Origin of the sequence: Pseudomonas sp. BIGb0176 (assembly GCF_024810175.1) — a bacterium.
Classification (GTDB): domain Bacteria; phylum Pseudomonadota; class Gammaproteobacteria; order Pseudomonadales; family Pseudomonadaceae; genus Aquipseudomonas; species Aquipseudomonas protegens.
In genome coordinates, this window is sequence record NZ_JANUEC010000006.1 from 224539 (window position 1) to 239172 (window position 14634).

General features: G+C 63.0%; 15 protein-coding genes. 11 read left to right on the plus strand and 4 right to left on the minus strand.

Features of this window, described 5'->3' with window-relative positions; translation table 11 throughout:
- Nucleotides 1-118: 118 nt before the first annotated feature.
- The 3 genes from M2395_RS29585 (at nucleotide 119) to M2395_RS29595 (ending at nucleotide 2849) form a co-directional block, all read left to right on the plus strand.
- Nucleotides 119-1558 carry a cytochrome ubiquinol oxidase subunit I gene (locus M2395_RS29585; RefSeq protein WP_011063588.1) on the plus strand — a complete coding sequence of 480 codons (1440 nt, stop codon included), beginning with the start codon at nucleotides 119-121 and terminating at the stop codon, nucleotides 1556-1558.
- A gap of 3 nt (nucleotides 1559-1561) precedes the next feature.
- The gene (gene cydB / locus M2395_RS29590; RefSeq protein WP_053154004.1) at nucleotides 1562-2569 is read left to right on the plus strand and encodes a cytochrome d ubiquinol oxidase subunit II; all 1008 of its coding nucleotides are present in this window, start codon (nucleotides 1562-1564) and stop codon (nucleotides 2567-2569) included.
- Nucleotides 2570-2681: 112 nt separating this feature from the next.
- A complete protein-coding gene (locus M2395_RS29595; RefSeq protein WP_011063586.1) occupies nucleotides 2682-2849 on the plus strand; it encodes a DUF2474 domain-containing protein in 168 nt (55 codons plus the stop codon).
- 96 nt (nucleotides 2850-2945) lie between these two features.
- On the opposite strand, the gene M2395_RS29600 is transcribed toward M2395_RS29595, so the two are convergent.
- Nucleotides 2946-4070 (minus strand): methyltransferase, encoded by a 1125-nt coding sequence (locus M2395_RS29600; protein ID WP_015637112.1) that lies wholly within the window; start codon nucleotides 4068-4070, stop codon nucleotides 2946-2948.
- Nucleotides 4071-4284: 214 nt separating this feature from the next.
- On the opposite strand from M2395_RS29600, the gene M2395_RS29605 reads away from it, so the two are divergent.
- Nucleotides 4285-5061, plus strand: coding sequence for a ferredoxin--NADP reductase (locus tag M2395_RS29605; RefSeq protein WP_015637111.1), 777 nt, complete (start codon nucleotides 4285-4287; stop codon nucleotides 5059-5061).
- 47 nt (nucleotides 5062-5108) lie between these two features.
- Here the strand turns inward: M2395_RS29605 and mscL are convergent, their stop codons facing one another.
- Entirely contained in the window at nucleotides 5109-5522 is a 414-nt protein-coding gene (gene mscL / locus M2395_RS29610; RefSeq protein WP_011063583.1) for a large-conductance mechanosensitive channel protein MscL, read from the minus strand.
- Nucleotides 5523-5809: 287 nt separating this feature from the next.
- Between mscL and katB the strand changes: the two genes are divergently transcribed.
- From katB to M2395_RS29630, 4 genes are all read left to right on the plus strand, one after another.
- On the plus strand, nucleotides 5810-7351 hold the full coding sequence (gene katB / locus M2395_RS29615) for a catalase KatB (protein WP_015637110.1): 1542 nt from the start codon (nucleotides 5810-5812) through the stop codon (nucleotides 7349-7351).
- Nucleotides 7352-7417: 66 nt separating this feature from the next.
- Entirely contained in the window at nucleotides 7418-7978 is a 561-nt protein-coding gene (locus tag M2395_RS29620; protein WP_015637109.1) for an ankyrin repeat domain-containing protein, read from the plus strand.
- 45 nt (nucleotides 7979-8023) lie between these two features.
- On the plus strand, nucleotides 8024-9391 hold the full coding sequence (radA, locus tag M2395_RS29625; RefSeq protein ID WP_011063580.1) for a DNA repair protein RadA: 1368 nt from the start codon (nucleotides 8024-8026) through the stop codon (nucleotides 9389-9391).
- A 34-nt stretch (nucleotides 9392-9425) separates the two neighbouring features.
- Nucleotides 9426-10154: a hypothetical protein gene (locus M2395_RS29630; RefSeq protein WP_123431480.1), complete on the plus strand. Its 729-nt coding sequence runs from the start codon at nucleotides 9426-9428 to the stop codon at nucleotides 10152-10154.
- A gap of 7 nt (nucleotides 10155-10161) precedes the next feature.
- On the opposite strand, the gene M2395_RS29635 is transcribed toward M2395_RS29630, so the two are convergent.
- Together M2395_RS29635 and M2395_RS29640 are read right to left on the minus strand one after the other, a co-directional pair.
- The gene (locus tag M2395_RS29635; RefSeq protein WP_011063578.1) at nucleotides 10162-10530 is read right to left on the minus strand and encodes a PilZ domain-containing protein; all 369 of its coding nucleotides are present in this window, start codon (nucleotides 10528-10530) and stop codon (nucleotides 10162-10164) included.
- 54 nt (nucleotides 10531-10584) lie between these two features.
- Nucleotides 10585-11046 (minus strand): isoprenylcysteine carboxylmethyltransferase family protein, encoded by a 462-nt coding sequence (locus M2395_RS29640; RefSeq protein ID WP_015637107.1) that lies wholly within the window; start codon nucleotides 11044-11046, stop codon nucleotides 10585-10587.
- 216 nt (nucleotides 11047-11262) lie between these two features.
- On the opposite strand from M2395_RS29640, the gene M2395_RS29645 reads away from it, so the two are divergent.
- The 3 genes from M2395_RS29645 to yjiA all read left to right on the plus strand — a co-directional run bounded on the left by M2395_RS29645 (nucleotide 11263) and on the right by yjiA (nucleotide 14629).
- Nucleotides 11263-13329, plus strand: coding sequence for a carbon starvation CstA family protein (locus M2395_RS29645; protein ID WP_011063576.1), 2067 nt, complete (start codon nucleotides 11263-11265; stop codon nucleotides 13327-13329).
- A 16-nt stretch (nucleotides 13330-13345) separates the two neighbouring features.
- Nucleotides 13346-13543, plus strand: a complete 198-nt coding sequence (locus M2395_RS29650) for a YbdD/YjiX family protein (RefSeq protein ID WP_007937254.1) — start codon at nucleotides 13346-13348, stop codon at nucleotides 13541-13543.
- A 114-nt stretch (nucleotides 13544-13657) separates the two neighbouring features.
- A complete protein-coding gene (yjiA, locus tag M2395_RS29655) occupies nucleotides 13658-14629 on the plus strand; it encodes a GTPase (RefSeq protein ID WP_019095101.1) in 972 nt (323 codons plus the stop codon).
- Nucleotides 14630-14634 lie beyond the last annotated feature (5 nt).

Below are 14634 nucleotides of genomic sequence, written 5' to 3' on the forward strand. Positions count from 1 at the left end.
CCCTGCGTAGCGATGGTTTAAAAAAGAACGAATCCGAATTCGCCGCACTCCATATCCGTGGGGGCAGTGGGTGCAGGCCTCTGGCCGGCAGCCGGTATTACCTGATAGAGGAAAGCTTATGTTCGGTTTAGAGGCTCTTGATCTCGCCCGAATTCAGTTCGCGTTCACCATCTCGTTCCACATCCTGTTCCCGGCGATCACCATCGGCCTGGCGAGCTACCTGGCGGTACTCGAAGGCCTCTGGCTGAAGACCCGCGACGACACCTACCGCGATCTCTACCACTTCTGGTCGAAGATCTTTGCCGTCAACTTCGGCATGGGCGTGGTCTCCGGCCTGGTGATGGCTTACCAGTTCGGCACCAACTGGAGTCGCTTCTCGGATTTTGCCGGTTCGGTTACCGGCCCCTTGCTCACCTATGAAGTGCTCACGGCCTTCTTCCTCGAGGCCGGTTTCCTCGGGGTGATGCTGTTCGGCTGGAACAAGGTCGGGCGCAAGCTGCACTTCTTCTCCACGGTGATGGTGGCCATCGGCACCCTGATCTCGACCTTCTGGATCCTCTCGTCCAACAGTTGGATGCAGACGCCCCAGGGCTATGAAATCGTCAACGGCCAGGTGATCCCGGTGGATTGGCTGGCGGTGATCTTCAACCCGTCGTTCCCCTACCGCCTGGCGCACATGGCCGTAGCCGCGTTCGTTGCCACGGCGTTCTTCGTCGGCTCGTCGGCAGCCTGGCACTTGCTGCGGGGACGGGACAACCCGGCCATTCGTCGCATGCTCTCCATGGCCATGTGGATGGCCCTGATCGTGGCGCCGGTGCAGGCGGTGATCGGCGACTTCCACGGGCTCAACACCCTCAAGCACCAGCCGGCGAAAATCGCCGCCATCGAAGGTCACTGGGAAAATGTCGGCAACGAGCCGACCCCGCTGATTCTCTTCGGCTGGCCGGACATGAAAGCCGAGAAGACCCGGTTCGCGGTGGAAATCCCTTACCTGGGCAGCCTGATCCTCACCCACTCCCTGGACAAGCAGGTTCCGGCACTCAAGGAGTTCCCACCCGAGGACCGGCCCAACTCGACCATCGTCTTCTGGTCGTTCCGGATCATGGTCGGCCTGGGCATGCTGATGATCTTCACCGGCCTGTGGAGCCTCTGGCTGCGCAAGCGCGACACCCTCTACACCTCGCGCCCGTTCCTGTACCTGGCGTTGTGGATGGGCCCCTCCGGGTTGATCGCGATCCTGGCCGGCTGGTTCACCACCGAGATCGGTCGCCAGCCGTGGGTGGTCTATGGCCTGATGCGCACGGCGGATGCCTCTTCCGGCCACAGCTTTGTGCAGATGAGCATCACCCTGGCGCTGTTCGTGGTGGTGTACTTCTCGCTGTTTGGCGTGGGTATCGGCTACATGATGCGCCTGGTGCGCAAAGGCCCGGTTACCAACGAAGGTGCCGAAACCAGCCACGGTGGCCCCGGCCAGAAACGCACCCCGGCCCGTCCGCTGTCCGCAGCCGACGATGACCACGACGCCGACCACGGCACCCGCCTGAACAAGGGGAACTGAGTCATGGGTATTGATCTTCCGCTGCTCTGGGCCGTGATTATCATCTTCGGCATCATGATGTACGTGGTCATGGACGGCTTCGACCTGGGGATCGGGATTCTCTTCCCGTTCGTCAAGGACGACCGCGACCGTGACGTAATGATGAACACCGTCGCGCCTGTCTGGGACGGCAACGAAACCTGGCTGGTACTGGGGGGCGCGGCGTTGTTCGGTGCCTTTCCGCTGGCCTACTCGGTGGTGCTCTCGGCACTCTACCTGCCGCTGATCCTGATGCTGGTGGGCCTGATCTTCCGCGGCGTGGCCTTCGAGTTCCGCTTCAAGGCCAAGGAAGACAAGCGCCACATCTGGGACAAGGCCTTCATCGGCGGCTCGGTGGCGGCGACCTTCTTCCAGGGCGTGGCCCTGGGGGCATTTATCGATGGCCTGCCGGTGGTCAACCGCCAGTTCGCCGGCGGTTCCCTGGACTGGCTGACCCCGTTCACCCTGTTCTGCGGCCTGGCGCTGGTGGTGGCCTATGCCTTGCTCGGTTGCACCTGGCTGATCATGAAGACCGAAGGCAAGCTGCAACTGCAGATGCATGACCTGGCGCGGCCCCTGGCCTACGTGGTGCTGGCGGTGATCGGCATCGTCAGTATCTGGACGCCCTTGGCCCACGCCGAGATTGCCGCGCGCTGGTTCACCCTGCCGAACCTGTTCTGGTTCCTGCCGGTGCCGATCCTGGTGCTGGTGACCATGTACGGCCTGCTCCGCGCCGTGGCCCGCAACGCCCACTACACGCCGTTCCTGCTGACCCTGGTGCTGATCTTCCTCGGCTACAGCGGCCTGGGCATCAGCCTGTGGCCGAACATAGTGCCACCGTCGATCTCCATCTGGGACGCCGCCGCGCCGCCGCAGAGCCAGGGCTTCATGCTGGTGGGCACCTTGTTCATCATCCCGTTCATCCTGGGTTATACCTTCTGGAGCTACTACGTGTTCCGCGGCAAGGTCACCCACGAAGACGGTTATCACTAGGTAGGAGCCGGCTTGCCGGCGAAGAGGCCTTCGCGCCTTGCGCCGAGCTTGCGGTCGCTTTCGCTGGCACGCCAGCTCCTACGGGAATACGGGTTAGGCAGGAGTTGAGGTCATGAGCGGTAAACACTCTTTGCAGGAAATCGAACAGGCGGAAAAGAAGCCGCTGTGGCAGCGCCTGGGTTGGCTGGTAATGATCTGGGGCGGCAGTGTCCTGGCCCTGTTCGTGGTCGCCAGCCTGATGCGCATGTTCATGAATGCCGCAGGCCTGACCACCCACTGATCATCCCATCCCGTTGCCTTGCGGCTCGGTTTCAACCCTCCCTTGGTGGAGGGTTTTTTTTGCCTGTCGAAAAGGCCGCTGTGTTCTGGCGAGCCCTTACTTGCGGGCCTTGAGGATGACGAACTTGGGGGTTGCCGCCACTTGCTCGACGCCGCGGAACAGCCGCGCCAGCTTGCTGTGGTAGCCCAGGTGGCGGTTGCCGACGATGTACAGTGCGCCCCCTACCACCAGGGCCTCCCGGGCCTGCTGGAACATGCGCCAGGCGAGGAAGTCGCCCACCACCTGCTGCTGGTGGAACGGCGGGTTGCACAGCACCACCTCCAGGGATTGCGCTGCCTGTCCGGCCAGGCCGTCGCCGGCTCGCATTTGGGCTTCGCGCTCGCCCAGCACGGCCTGCCAGTTCTCCCGGGCCGATTGCACCGCCATGAAGGATTCGTCCACCAGGGTGTAATGGGCCTGGGGGTTGTCCAGGGCGCTGGCAATGGCCAGGACGCCGTTGCCGCAGCCCAGGTCCGCGACCCGGGCGCTGCCGAGGTTCTGCGGCAGGTGCGGGAGGAAGGCGCGGGTGCCGATGTCCAGGCCTTCGCGGCAGAACACGTTGGCGTGGTTGAGCAGCTCGATGGCCGGCTGTTCCAGGCGATAGCGGGTCGGGTAGGGCGACACGACGGGCTGCTTGTCTTGCGGCGTGGCAATCAGCAGCCGAGCCTTTTTCACCGCCAGCGAGGCCTGGACCGGGCCGATGTAGCGCTCCAGCAAATCACCGGCGGCGCGGGGCAGGTGCTTGACCATCGCCGCCGCCACCACCTGGGCGCCGGGGGCCAGCTGCCCTTGCAGGCGGATCAGTTGCTCTTCCAGCAGGGCCAGGGTCTTGGGGACGCGGATCAGCACCCGGTCGAAGGGGCCGGCCAGGGGCTCGCTGGCCGGCACCACACGCACGGCGTCGAAGGGCAGGCCGTTGCGCACCAGGTTCTTTTCCAGGGCCAGGGCGCCCAGGTAAGAGTCGCCACTGCTGCTGACCTGGACCTTGCCCAGCAGGCTCGCGGCCAGGGCGCCGAAGCTGTCGTTGAGCACCAGCACCCGGGTGTCGCTGGCCGGTTGTTGTTCGGCCAGGTGATTGAGCAGGTATTCGTCCGCCGCGTCGAAGGCTTGCAGTGGCTCGTTCTGCTGTTCGGGCTGGCGGATCAGGTCGAGCTGGGCGAAGGGGCTTGCAAGCAGGGGCATGGGGCGGACTCTAGGTAATCGGTGAATGTCCCGGCGGTGGGGGTTGTCGAGTGCACGGGAACCCTCGGACAGCGGCAGTGCGGGCTGTTCGAAGCGGGGCTAAATGGTACGTTTTTTTGTCGCTGATTGCCCGCGCTCTATGCCACTACAAACCGCCGGTGTTTCTGCGCGGCGCTTTGCGGGACACTAGCGCATCGGTTTTGTGGAGCCTGTCATGACTGCCAGTGAAGAAAAGTACACCCGCCAGACCCTGCTCGAGGTCCAGCCCTTGACCTCCAGCCTGTTCACCCTGCGCACCACCCGGGATGCGGGTTTTCGCTTTCGTGCCGGGCAGTTCGCTCGCCTCGGGGTGACCAAGGCCGACGGCAGTACGGTGTGGCGCGCCTATTCCATGGTGTCGTCGCCGTTCGATGAGTTTCTCGAGTTCTTTTCCATCGTGGTGCCCGGCGGCGAGTTCACCAGCGAGCTGAGCCGCCTGGAAGTGGGGGACAGCCTGCTGGTGGATCGCCAGGCCTTTGGCTACCTGACCCTGGACCGTTTCGTCGATGGTCGCGACCTCTGGTTGCTATCCACCGGCACCGGGATTGCGCCGTTCCTGTCGATCCTCCAGGACTTCGAGGTGTGGGAAAAATTCGAACGCATCATCCTGGTCTACAGCGTGCGCGAGGCCAAGGAGCTGGCCTATCAGCGCCTGCTGGCCGAGTTGCCCCAGCGCGAATACCTGGCGGAATTTGCCCATAAGCTGCAATTCATCAGCACCGTGACCCGCGAGCAGCATCCGGGCAGCCTCAACGGGCGCATCACCCAGTTGATCGAGAGCGGTGAGCTGGAGCGTGCCGCCGGCGTGGATCTGAGCCCCGAGCACTCCCGGGTGATGCTCTGCGGCAACCCACAGATGATCGATGACACCCGCGCCCTGCTCAAGCAGCGGGGCATGAGCCTGAGCCTGACCCGGCGACCGGGGCAGGTGGCGGTGGAAAACTACTGGTAATGAAAACGGCGCCATCAGGGCGCCGTTGTCGTATTGCGGGATCAGCCTCAGGGCTTGTTGTTCTGAGCCTTGAGCAGATCGCGGATCTCCCCCAGCAGCTCTTCTTCCTTGGTCGGCACCGGCGGCAGCGTCGGGGCCACGGCTTCTTCGCGCTTGAGACGGTTGATCACCTTGACCCCCATGAAGATGGCGAAGGCAATGATCACGAAGTCGATGATGCTCTGGATGAACTTGCCGTACGCCAAGACCACTGCCGGCGTATCGCCCGCAGCCGCCTTGAGCGTGACCGCCAGATCCCCGAAGTTCACCCCACCGATCAGCAGGCCGATTGGCGGCATGACCACGTCGCCAACAAAGGACGAGACGATCTTGCCGAACGCGGCGCCGATGATGATACCGACGGCCATATCGACCACATTACCTTTGACCGCGAAGGCCTTGAATTCACTTAGCACGCCCATAGGTTATTCCTTGCTACAGATGAGGTTGGTTACGGCAGTGTAATTCAGCAAAAAGCATTTTGCCGAAACAACTTTTTACAGCTCGCGGGGTTATCGACCGATAAAGAGGCAAATAGTTTATTCAAAGTGCCATCAAATCGCGCGCGATATACCCCGCGCCCCACGATATAACCAGTACATTCTGTCAATCGAACGGTTACGGCCTTTCTATTTATCTTTCAAATATTTAGTCACTAGCCTCTAGCAGGCGCATCGAGATGCGCCTTATATAACTAGAGGAATACAACATGACCGCTTCTCTTGGCCTTGGGAGTCTTTCCCAGCGACGCGTACTGGGCGTGCTTGCCGCCAGTATGCTTTCCCTTTCCGTACAGGCCGCCACGCTGACCCGCGACAACGGTGCGGCAGTGGGCGACAACCAGAATTCGCAGACTGCGGGCGCCACCGGCCCGGTGCTGTTGCAAGACGTGCAGTTGATTCAGAAACTCCAGCGGTTCGACCGCGAGCGCATTCCAGAGCGTGTGGTGCATGCCCGTGGCACGGGTGCCCACGGTACTTTCACGGTAACCGACAACCTCACGGACCTGACCCGTGCCAAGGTGTTTGCCGCCGGCGAAGTGACCCCGGTATTCGTGCGTTTCTCGGCGGTGGTGCATGGCAACCACTCCCCGGAAACCTTGCGCGATCCACGGGGCTTCGCCACCAAGTTCTATACCGCGGACGGTAACTGGGACCTGGTGGGCAACAACTTCCCGACCTTCTTCATTCGTGATGCCATCAAGTTCCCGGACATGGTGCATGCGTTCAAACCCGATCCGCGCACCAATCTCGACGATGACTCGCGGCGTTTCGACTTCTTCTCCCATGTTCCAGAAGCCACCCGTACTCTGACCGAGCTGTATTCCAACTCCGGCACTCCGGCCAGTTACCGGGAAATGGACGGTAATGGTGTGCATGCCTACAAGTTGATCAACGCCAAGGGCGAAGTGCACTACGTGAAGTTCCACTGGAAGAGCCTGCAGGGTCTGAAGAATCTCGACCCGAAACAAGTGGTGGAGGTACAGGGCCGCGATTACAGCCATATGACTAATGACTTGGTAACCCACATTAATAAAGGGGACTTTCCCAAGTGGGACTTGTATGTCCAGGTATTGAAACCCGAAGACCTGGCCAAGTTTGATTTCGACCCGCTGGACGCTACCAAGATCTGGCCCGGTGTGCCCGAGCGCAAAGTCGGGCAGATGGTGTTGAACCGCAATCCGGCCAACGTCTTCCAGGAAACCGAGCAAGTGGCCATGGCGCCGGCCAATCTGGTGCCGGGCATCGAACCGTCGGAAGACCGCCTGCTGCAAGGACGGGTGTTCTCCTATGCCGATACCCAGATGTACCGCATCGGCGCCAATGCCCTGCAACTGCCGATCAACGCGCCGAAGAACCCGGTGAACAACGGCAACCAGGACGGCGCGATGAACCTGGGCCACAGCAGCACGGGGGTCAACTACCAGCCAAGCCGCCTGATGCCACGCGAAGAGCCGCAGACCGCGCGCTACAGCCAGATGGCGCTGGCGGGCAGCACCCAGCAGGCGAAGATCCAGCGCGAGCAGAACTTCAAGCAGGCCGGTGACCTGTATCGCTCCTTCAGCAAGAAGGAACGCCAGGACCTGATCGACAGCTTCGGCGGCTCCCTGGCCACCACTGATGATGAGAGCAAGCACATCATGCTGTCGTTCCTTTACAAGGCCGACCCTGAATACGGCACTGGGGTGACCAAGGTGGCCAAGGGCGACCTGGCCCGAGTCAAGGCCCTGGCGGTGAAGTTGAGCGACTGATCGAGCGAGCCTTACCCGTCACGCCCGCCCGGGCGTGACGTCTTTTTCCGACAGAGGAGTCGCGCCATGCGTCTTTTTATAGCGCTGCTGTCAGTGGCCTGGTCGTTTGCCGCCTACGCGCAGCCTACGGCCGAAGCAGCGGCCGCCGCCGACCCGGTGGCGGTCAAGGTCCAGCTGGAAAACTACTATTTCGATGCCGCCCGCCGTGGCGATGTGGAAATGCTCGACACCTTTATCGCGGCCGGCTATTCCCTCGATACCCAGGATGAAAAGGGCTACACCGCGCTGATCCTCGCGGCCTATCACGGCCAGGGCCCGGCGGTGGAGCGCCTGCTGGCCGCTGGGGCCAACGCCTGCGCCCAGGACAAGCGTGGCAACACGGCCTTGATGGGGGCGATCTTCAAGGGCGAGGTGCAGATCGCCCGGCGCCTGCTGGCCGCCGATTGCAGTCCCGACCAGCGCAATGGCGCCGGGCAGACCGCCGCCATGTACGCCGGGTTGTTCAAGCGGGTCGAATTGCTCGACGCCCTGGCCGCCAAGGGCGCCGACCTGAATGCCGAGGATCCCCTGGGCAATAGCGCCACGCGCCTGGCCAGCGGGCAGATACGTACCGCCGCACCGCGCTGATCCGCGCCAGCTGAGCTATCATCGCGGTTTTTGCCGGGGGTTCAGATGGCCAAGGCCAAGCGCATGTACGGCTGCACCGAGTGCGGCTCCACCTTTCCCAAATGGGCCGGGCAATGCGGTGAGTGCGGGGCCTGGAACACCCTGACCGAGACCATGATCGAAAGCGGCGGCGCGGCGGCACCTGCCGGGCGCACCGGCTGGGCCGGGCAGCAGGCGCAGATCAAGACCCTGGCGGAAGTCAGCGTCGAGGAAATTCCGCGTTTCTCCACCGCTTCCGGTGAACTCGATCGGGTACTGGGCGGCGGCCTGGTGGACGGTTCGGTGGTGCTGATCGGTGGTGATCCGGGGATCGGCAAGTCGACCATCCTGCTGCAGACCCTGTGCAATATCGCCACGCGCATGCCGGCGCTGTATGTCACCGGTGAGGAATCCCAGCAGCAGGTGGCGATGCGCGCCCGGCGCCTGGGCCTGCCCCAGGACCAACTGCGGGTGATGACCGAGACCTGCATCGAAACCATCATCGCCACGGCCCGGGTAGAAAAACCCAAGGTCATGGTGATCGACTCGATCCAGACGATTTTCACCGAACAACTGCAGTCGGCCCCGGGCGGCGTGTCCCAGGTGCGCGAGAGCGCGGCCTTGCTGGTGCGCTACGCCAAGCAGAGCGGCACGGCGATCTTCCTCGTCGGCCACGTGACCAAGGAAGGCGCCCTGGCCGGGCCGCGGGTGCTGGAGCACATGGTGGACACCGTGCTGTATTTCGAAGGCGAATCCGACGGGCGCCTGCGCTTGCTGCGGGCGGTGAAGAACCGTTTCGGTGCGGTGAATGAGCTGGGTGTATTCGGCATGACTGACCGCGGATTGAAGGAGGTCTCCAATCCTTCGGCGATTTTCCTGACTCGTGCCCAGGAAGAGGTTCCGGGCAGCGTGGTGATGGCCACCTGGGAAGGCACCCGGCCGATGCTGGTGGAGGTCCAGGCGCTGGTGGATGACAGCCACCTGGCCAACCCGCGCCGGGTGACCCTGGGCCTGGACCAGAACCGCCTGGCCATGCTGCTGGCGGTGCTGCATCGCCATGGCGGCATCCCCACCCACGATCAGGATGTGTTCCTCAACGTGGTGGGCGGGGTCAAGGTGCTGGAAACCGCCTCCGACCTGGCGTTGATGGCCGCCGTGATGTCGAGCCTGCGCAACCGTCCGTTGCCCCATGACCTGCTGGTGTTTGGCGAAGTCGGCCTGTCGGGTGAGGTGCGCCCGGTGCCCAGCGGTCAGGAGCGCTTGAAGGAAGCGGCCAAGCACGGCTTCAAGCGAGCTATCGTGCCCAAGGGCAACGCGCCGAAAGAGGCGCCGCCGGGCTTGAAGATCATTGCCGTGACCCGCCTAGAGCAGGCGCTGGATGCACTTTTCGAGTAAGCATGTAGGTCTTTTTTGAAAGGAAGCAGGTGATATGGCCATGAGCGGATTCAGGGGGCGGGTGTTGGGTTGGGGGTTGCTGGGCTATTGCGGCCTGGCCCTGGCACAGCCGGCCGAGGTGCCGGAAGGCTATCGGATTGCCCAGCAGGTGTTGGTGGGCGACGGTTCGGTGCTGGAGGTGCTGGAGGATGTGCGCATCACCCCCCAGTTGCATGCCGATAGCTGGGGCAATGGCCTAGACGCCGACAGCTTTGCCGAGCCGGAGGGGGATCAGCCGAGCGCGCCGTTGGGAGCCCAGGCGCGCCTGGTGTCCGATAGCGGCGAGGTACTGGCGCAGAAGTCCCTGGGCTACCCGATGGCCACCGTGGAAAAGGCACCGCTGAACGGCCTGCCGTCCCCGGCGTTTTTCCTGACCATCGACCAGACCGCTCCCATGGGCAGCTACAGCGGCCCGGCCACCCAAGTGCTGATGCCGGAACAGAATCAGTTGGACCCGGTGCTGTGCCAGGGGGAGGGCGCGGAGAAGCAGCCGCTGCTGTTTGCCCAGACCGGCAAGGCGGCCTGGCAGATCGTACCGTCCGTTGGTGGCGGCACGGAAAGCATCCAGCAGGTGTCGTCCGCTTCATCGATGGAGAACGAAGAGTTCGTTACCACCTATCGCACCTTCCGTTATGCCGACGGCCAGTGGACTGTCACCACGCGCCAGCAGGCGGGTTACTGGGGCACGGAAAGCGAGTTTCCCGAGCCCGCGCTGTTTCCCTGAAAGGGCATCAGATATCGATCAAGGCCCCGAGCTCGCGCTCAAGCTCCTCGGGGTCTCCCAGGTTCAACTCGATCAGGCGCCTGAGGTGCTCGATGGACTCCAGGCCGATGTGCAGGCAGACGAAGCCCAGTTGGCCCTTATTGTCATGGGCCAGTTGTACGTCCATGCGCACATCGGCGTCGGAGCTCAGGTGAATGTCGGCCTCGAAGGGGCGCGCCGGGTCGCCCAGCCACGGATCGGGGCGCTCGATCAGCAGGCCCTTCAGTGAAAGATCCAGCAGCCGTACCGGCCAGCGGTGGGTGCCTTGGCTGAGTTCGGTCCGGGCATCGAAGGCGATGCGTTTGAAGCGTCGGCGGTCGTCGTGTTGCTCGGTCATGGGCTGGCCCTCTGCATGGTGCCCTGAACTATAGACCCCGGTTCGCGCCTGTCGCTACAACCAGCGCCGGACCTTGCGGCAGTAGTCACGGTAGGGCTGGCCAAAGAGCTCCAGCAGTTGTCTCTCGTCCGGGCGGATTACCGTGCGGTTCATCAGGTACAGCAGCCCCGGCAGCAACAGCCAGGGCCACAGGTTGCCCAGCAGCAGGGCTATGGCGCAGTAGCCCAGGGTGTCGCCCAGGTTGATCGGGTTACGCGAGATGGCGAAGGGGCCATCGCGGAGCAACTGGTCGGGCTGGTCGAAGTTGCTGGAGGTGGTGCGCTGTTGCCGGAAACGCCACATGGCCCAGAACGACAAGCCCTGCCCGAAGACGATCAGGATCACTGCCAGGCTGCGCACGCCGTTATTGACCGGCAGCGGCAAGGGCAGCCAGCCGCTGAGAAACAGCGCCAGGGTCAGGCACAGTAAATACAGGAGTGGCGGTGGCAATGGCGGTTGTTCGGGTGGCGTTGACATGGAGGTTCCTGCACCAAGGCTCAAGCGTGCGACTGTGGGCAAGCGCCCAGGGTTCCGGTTTTTTCCTGGCGGGCGCCGCTCAGGCAGATCGGGAGCAAGAAAAACCGCCCTCATAAGTTAAAAGAAGGCTCTAGACCAACGTGGGGGGTGGTCTTTAAGAGCAGTAGCGCTACACTCGAAACGCGGTTTTTCTATCCTCCTGGCTGGAATAAAAAAATGAAAAATAATAATAGCCTGTTGCGCCATGTTCCTTGGCTGCTGCTGGCAATCGTAGGAGCTTGCGCCCTTGGCGTAGTTGCATTGCGTCGCGGCGAGGCGATCAACGCCTTGTGGATTGTGGTCGCCGCCGTGGCCATCTATCTGGTGGCGTACCGGTATTACAGTCTGTTCATTGCCAACAACGTGATGCAGCTGGACCCGGGACGGGCCACGCCCGCCGTGGTCAACAATGATGGTCTGGACTACGTCCCGACCAACAAGCACATCCTCTTCGGCCACCACTTCGCGGCCATTGCCGGCGCAGGCCCCCTGGTGGGCCCGGTGCTGGCGGCGCAGATGGGCTACCTGCCCGGCACCCTGTGGCTGATTGCCGGGGTGGTCCTGGCCGGTGCGGTGCAGGACTTCATGGTGCTGTTCCTGTCCACCCGGCGTAACGGCCGTTCCCTGGGCGACATGGTCCGTGAGGAAATGGGCCGTATCCCGGGGACCATCGCGCTGTTCGGCTGCTTCCTGATCATGATCATCATCCTCGCGGTGCTGGCGCTGATCGTGGTCAAGGCCCTGGCCGAGAGCCCGTGGGGCATCTTCACGGTGATGGCGACCATCCCGATCGCGGTGTTCATGGGCGTGTACATGCGCTACATCCGCCCGGGCCGCATTGGTGAGATCTCGTTGATCGGCGTGCTGCTGTTGCTCGGCTCCATCTGGCTGGGTGGCCAGGTGGCGGCGGATCCGGTGTGGGGCAAGATGTTCACCTTCACCGGCGTGCAGATCACCTGGATGCTGATCGGCTACGGTTTCGTCGCGGCAGTACTGCCGGTGTGGCTGATCCTGGCACCGCGGGACTACCTGTCGACCTTCCTCAAGATCGGCACCATCATCGCTCTGGCGATCGGCATCCTGATCACCATGCCCGAGCTGAAGATGCCGGCCCTGACCCAGTTCACCGACGGCACCGGCCCGGTGTGGAAAGGCGGCCTGTTCCCCTTCCTGTTCATCACCATCGCCTGTGGCGCGGTCTCCGGTTTCCATGCGCTGATCTCCTCGGGCACCACGCCCAAGCTGCTGGATAACGAAGCCAACGCCCGCTACATCGGCTACGGCGGCATGCTCATGGAGTCCTTCGTGGCGATCATGGCCATGGTCGCGGCCTCGGTGATCGAACCGGGCGTGTACTTCGCCATGAACAGTCCGGCGGCCATCGTCGGCGGCGACGTGGTGGCGGTAGCCCAGACTGTCAGCAGCTGGGGTTTTGCGATCAGCCCGGACCAACTGCAGGCGGTGGCCAAGGACATCGGTGAAAACACCATCCTGGCCCGTGCCGGCGGCGCGCCGACCCTGGCAGTGGGGATCGCGCAGATCCTCCACCATGTATTGCCGGGTGAGAACACCATGGCCTTCTGGTACCACTTCGCGATCCTGTTCGAAGCCCTGTTCATCCTCACTGCGGTGGACGCCGGTACCCGTGCCGGGCGCTTCATGCTCCAGGACCTGCTGGGCTCCTTCGTTCCGGCGCTGAAACGCACCGAGTCGTGGACCGCCAACCTGATTGCCACCGCAGGCTGCGTGGCGCTCTGGGGCTACCTGCTGTACCAGGGCGTGATCGATCCTCTGGGCGGCATCAACACCCTGTGGCCGCTGTTCGGCATCTCCAACCAGATGCTGGCCGGTATCGCCCTGATGCTGGGTACCGTGGTGCTGATCAAGATGAAGCGCCAGCGCTACATCTGGGTCACCCTGCTGCCGGCTGTGTGGCTGCTGATCTGCACCACCACCGCAGGCTTCATCAAGCTGTTCGACGCCAACCCGGCGATCGGCTTCCTGTCGCTGGCGAAGAAATACAGCGATGCAATGGCCAACGGCCAGATCATCGCTCCGGCCAAGGACATCACGCAGATGCAGCACGTGATCTTCAACGCCTACACCAACGCGACCCTGACAGCCCTGTTCCTGCTGGTGGTGTTCAGCATCCTGTTCTACGCGCTCAAGGTCGGCATCGCCGCCTGGGGCAGCAAGGAGCGTACGGATAAAGAATCGCCCTATCAGGCCGTGCCGGACGCGTAACTCGAGGATTGCAACGATGTTCAATGACCTGAGTCGCCTCGGTAAATACCTCGGTCAGGCCGCGCGCCTGATGGTCGGCATGCCCGACTACGACAACTATGTCGAGCATATGCAAACCAAGCACCCGGACAAGCCGGTGATGTCGTACGAGGCGTTCTTCCGGGAACGCCAGGAGGCGCGATACGGCGGTAAGGGCGGTCCGAAGTGCTGTTGAAACACAGCGTTTGAGCCACACCCCTGTAGGAGCCGGTTTGCCGGCGATAGCGGTTCTTCGGACGCCATCGCCGACAAGCCGGCTTCTACGTTTTTATGCGTGGGAGATCCTGTTTTGCACAACCCTATTCCCGTGACCGTGCTCAGCGGTTTTCTTGGCGCCGGCAAGACCACTTTGTTGCGCCACCTGCTCAAGGCCGAGCACGGCCTGAAGATCGCCGTGATCGAGAACGAATTCAGCGATGCCGGCATCGACACCCAGTTGCTGGGCGAGCAGCCGGTACAGGTCATGACCCTGTCCAACGGCTGCGTCTGCTGCACTATCCACACCGACCTGACCAAGGCCCTGTACCTGTTGCTGGAGCGTCTGGACAGCGGCGAGATCGCCTTTGACCGGCTGGTGATCGAGTGCACCGGGCTGGCCGATCCGGCGCCGGTGGCACAGACCTTCTTCATCGATGAGGAACTGCGCGAACGCTATATCCTCGACGGCATCATCACCCTGGTGGACGCCAAGCACGCCGAGTTCCACCTGACCCAGACCATTGCCCAGGCGCAGATCGGTTTTGCCGACCGGCTGCTGGTGAGCAAGCGTGACCTGGTGGACGAGGCGACTTTCGAAGCCCTCGGCCAGCGCCTGACCCGGATCAACCGCCGGGCACCGATCCGCCTGGTGGAGCACGGCCAGATCGACCTGGCCGAGCTGCTGGATGTGCGGGGGTTCAATCTCAATGCCGACCTGGGGGGCGGCCTCAGCCTGCGGCCAGTGAGCAAGGCGCCGTCAGTGGACCGGATTTCCAGCCTGGTGCTGCGCACCGAGCAAGCCCTGGACCTGGATCGCCTGAGCGAATTCATGAATGAGCTGCTGGAAGACCACGGCAAGCAACTGCTGCGCTACAAAGGTGTGCTGAGCGTTATCGACGAGCCCCGGCGCATGGTGTTCCAGGGCGTGCTCAAGCTCTATGGCTTCGATTGGGACAGCGAATGGGCCGAAGGCGAAGTGCGCGAGAGCGTGATGGTGTTCATTGCCGACGATCTGCCGGAAGAGAAGATCCGGCAGGGGTTCGAGCGGATGCTCGCGGGCTGATGGCG

Bases quoted from the DNA above. Each gene is read 5' to 3' on its own strand.
- M2395_RS29620 (WP_015637109.1), top strand. From the start codon at position 7,418: ATGCGTCTTTTTATAGCGCTGCTGTCAGTGGCCTGGTCGTTTGCCGCC.
- radA (WP_011063580.1), top strand. From the start codon at position 8,024: ATGGCCAAGGCCAAGCGCATGTACGGCTGCACCGAGTGCGGCTCCACC.
- mscL (WP_011063583.1), bottom strand. From the start codon at position 5,522: ATGGGCGTGCTAAGTGAATTCAAGGCCTTCGCGGTCAAAGGTAATGTG.
- cydB (WP_053154004.1), top strand. From the start codon at position 1,562: ATGGGTATTGATCTTCCGCTGCTCTGGGCCGTGATTATCATCTTCGGC.
- M2395_RS29635 (WP_011063578.1), bottom strand. From the start codon at position 10,530: ATGACCGAGCAACACGACGACCGCCGACGCTTCAAACGCATCGCCTTC.
- M2395_RS29630 (WP_123431480.1), top strand. From the start codon at position 9,426: ATGGCCATGAGCGGATTCAGGGGGCGGGTGTTGGGTTGGGGGTTGCTG.
- M2395_RS29585 (WP_011063588.1), top strand. From the start codon at position 119: ATGTTCGGTTTAGAGGCTCTTGATCTCGCCCGAATTCAGTTCGCGTTC.
- M2395_RS29600 (WP_015637112.1), bottom strand. From the start codon at position 4,070: ATGCCCCTGCTTGCAAGCCCCTTCGCCCAGCTCGACCTGATCCGCCAG.
- M2395_RS29650 (WP_007937254.1), top strand. From the start codon at position 13,346: ATGTTCAATGACCTGAGTCGCCTCGGTAAATACCTCGGTCAGGCCGCG.
- katB (WP_015637110.1), top strand. From the start codon at position 5,810: ATGACCGCTTCTCTTGGCCTTGGGAGTCTTTCCCAGCGACGCGTACTG.
- M2395_RS29605 (WP_015637111.1), top strand. From the start codon at position 4,285: ATGACTGCCAGTGAAGAAAAGTACACCCGCCAGACCCTGCTCGAGGTC.
- M2395_RS29595 (WP_011063586.1), top strand. From the start codon at position 2,682: ATGAGCGGTAAACACTCTTTGCAGGAAATCGAACAGGCGGAAAAGAAG.
- M2395_RS29640 (WP_015637107.1), bottom strand. From the start codon at position 11,046: ATGTCAACGCCACCCGAACAACCGCCATTGCCACCGCCACTCCTGTAT.
- M2395_RS29645 (WP_011063576.1), top strand. From the start codon at position 11,263: ATGAAAAATAATAATAGCCTGTTGCGCCATGTTCCTTGGCTGCTGCTG.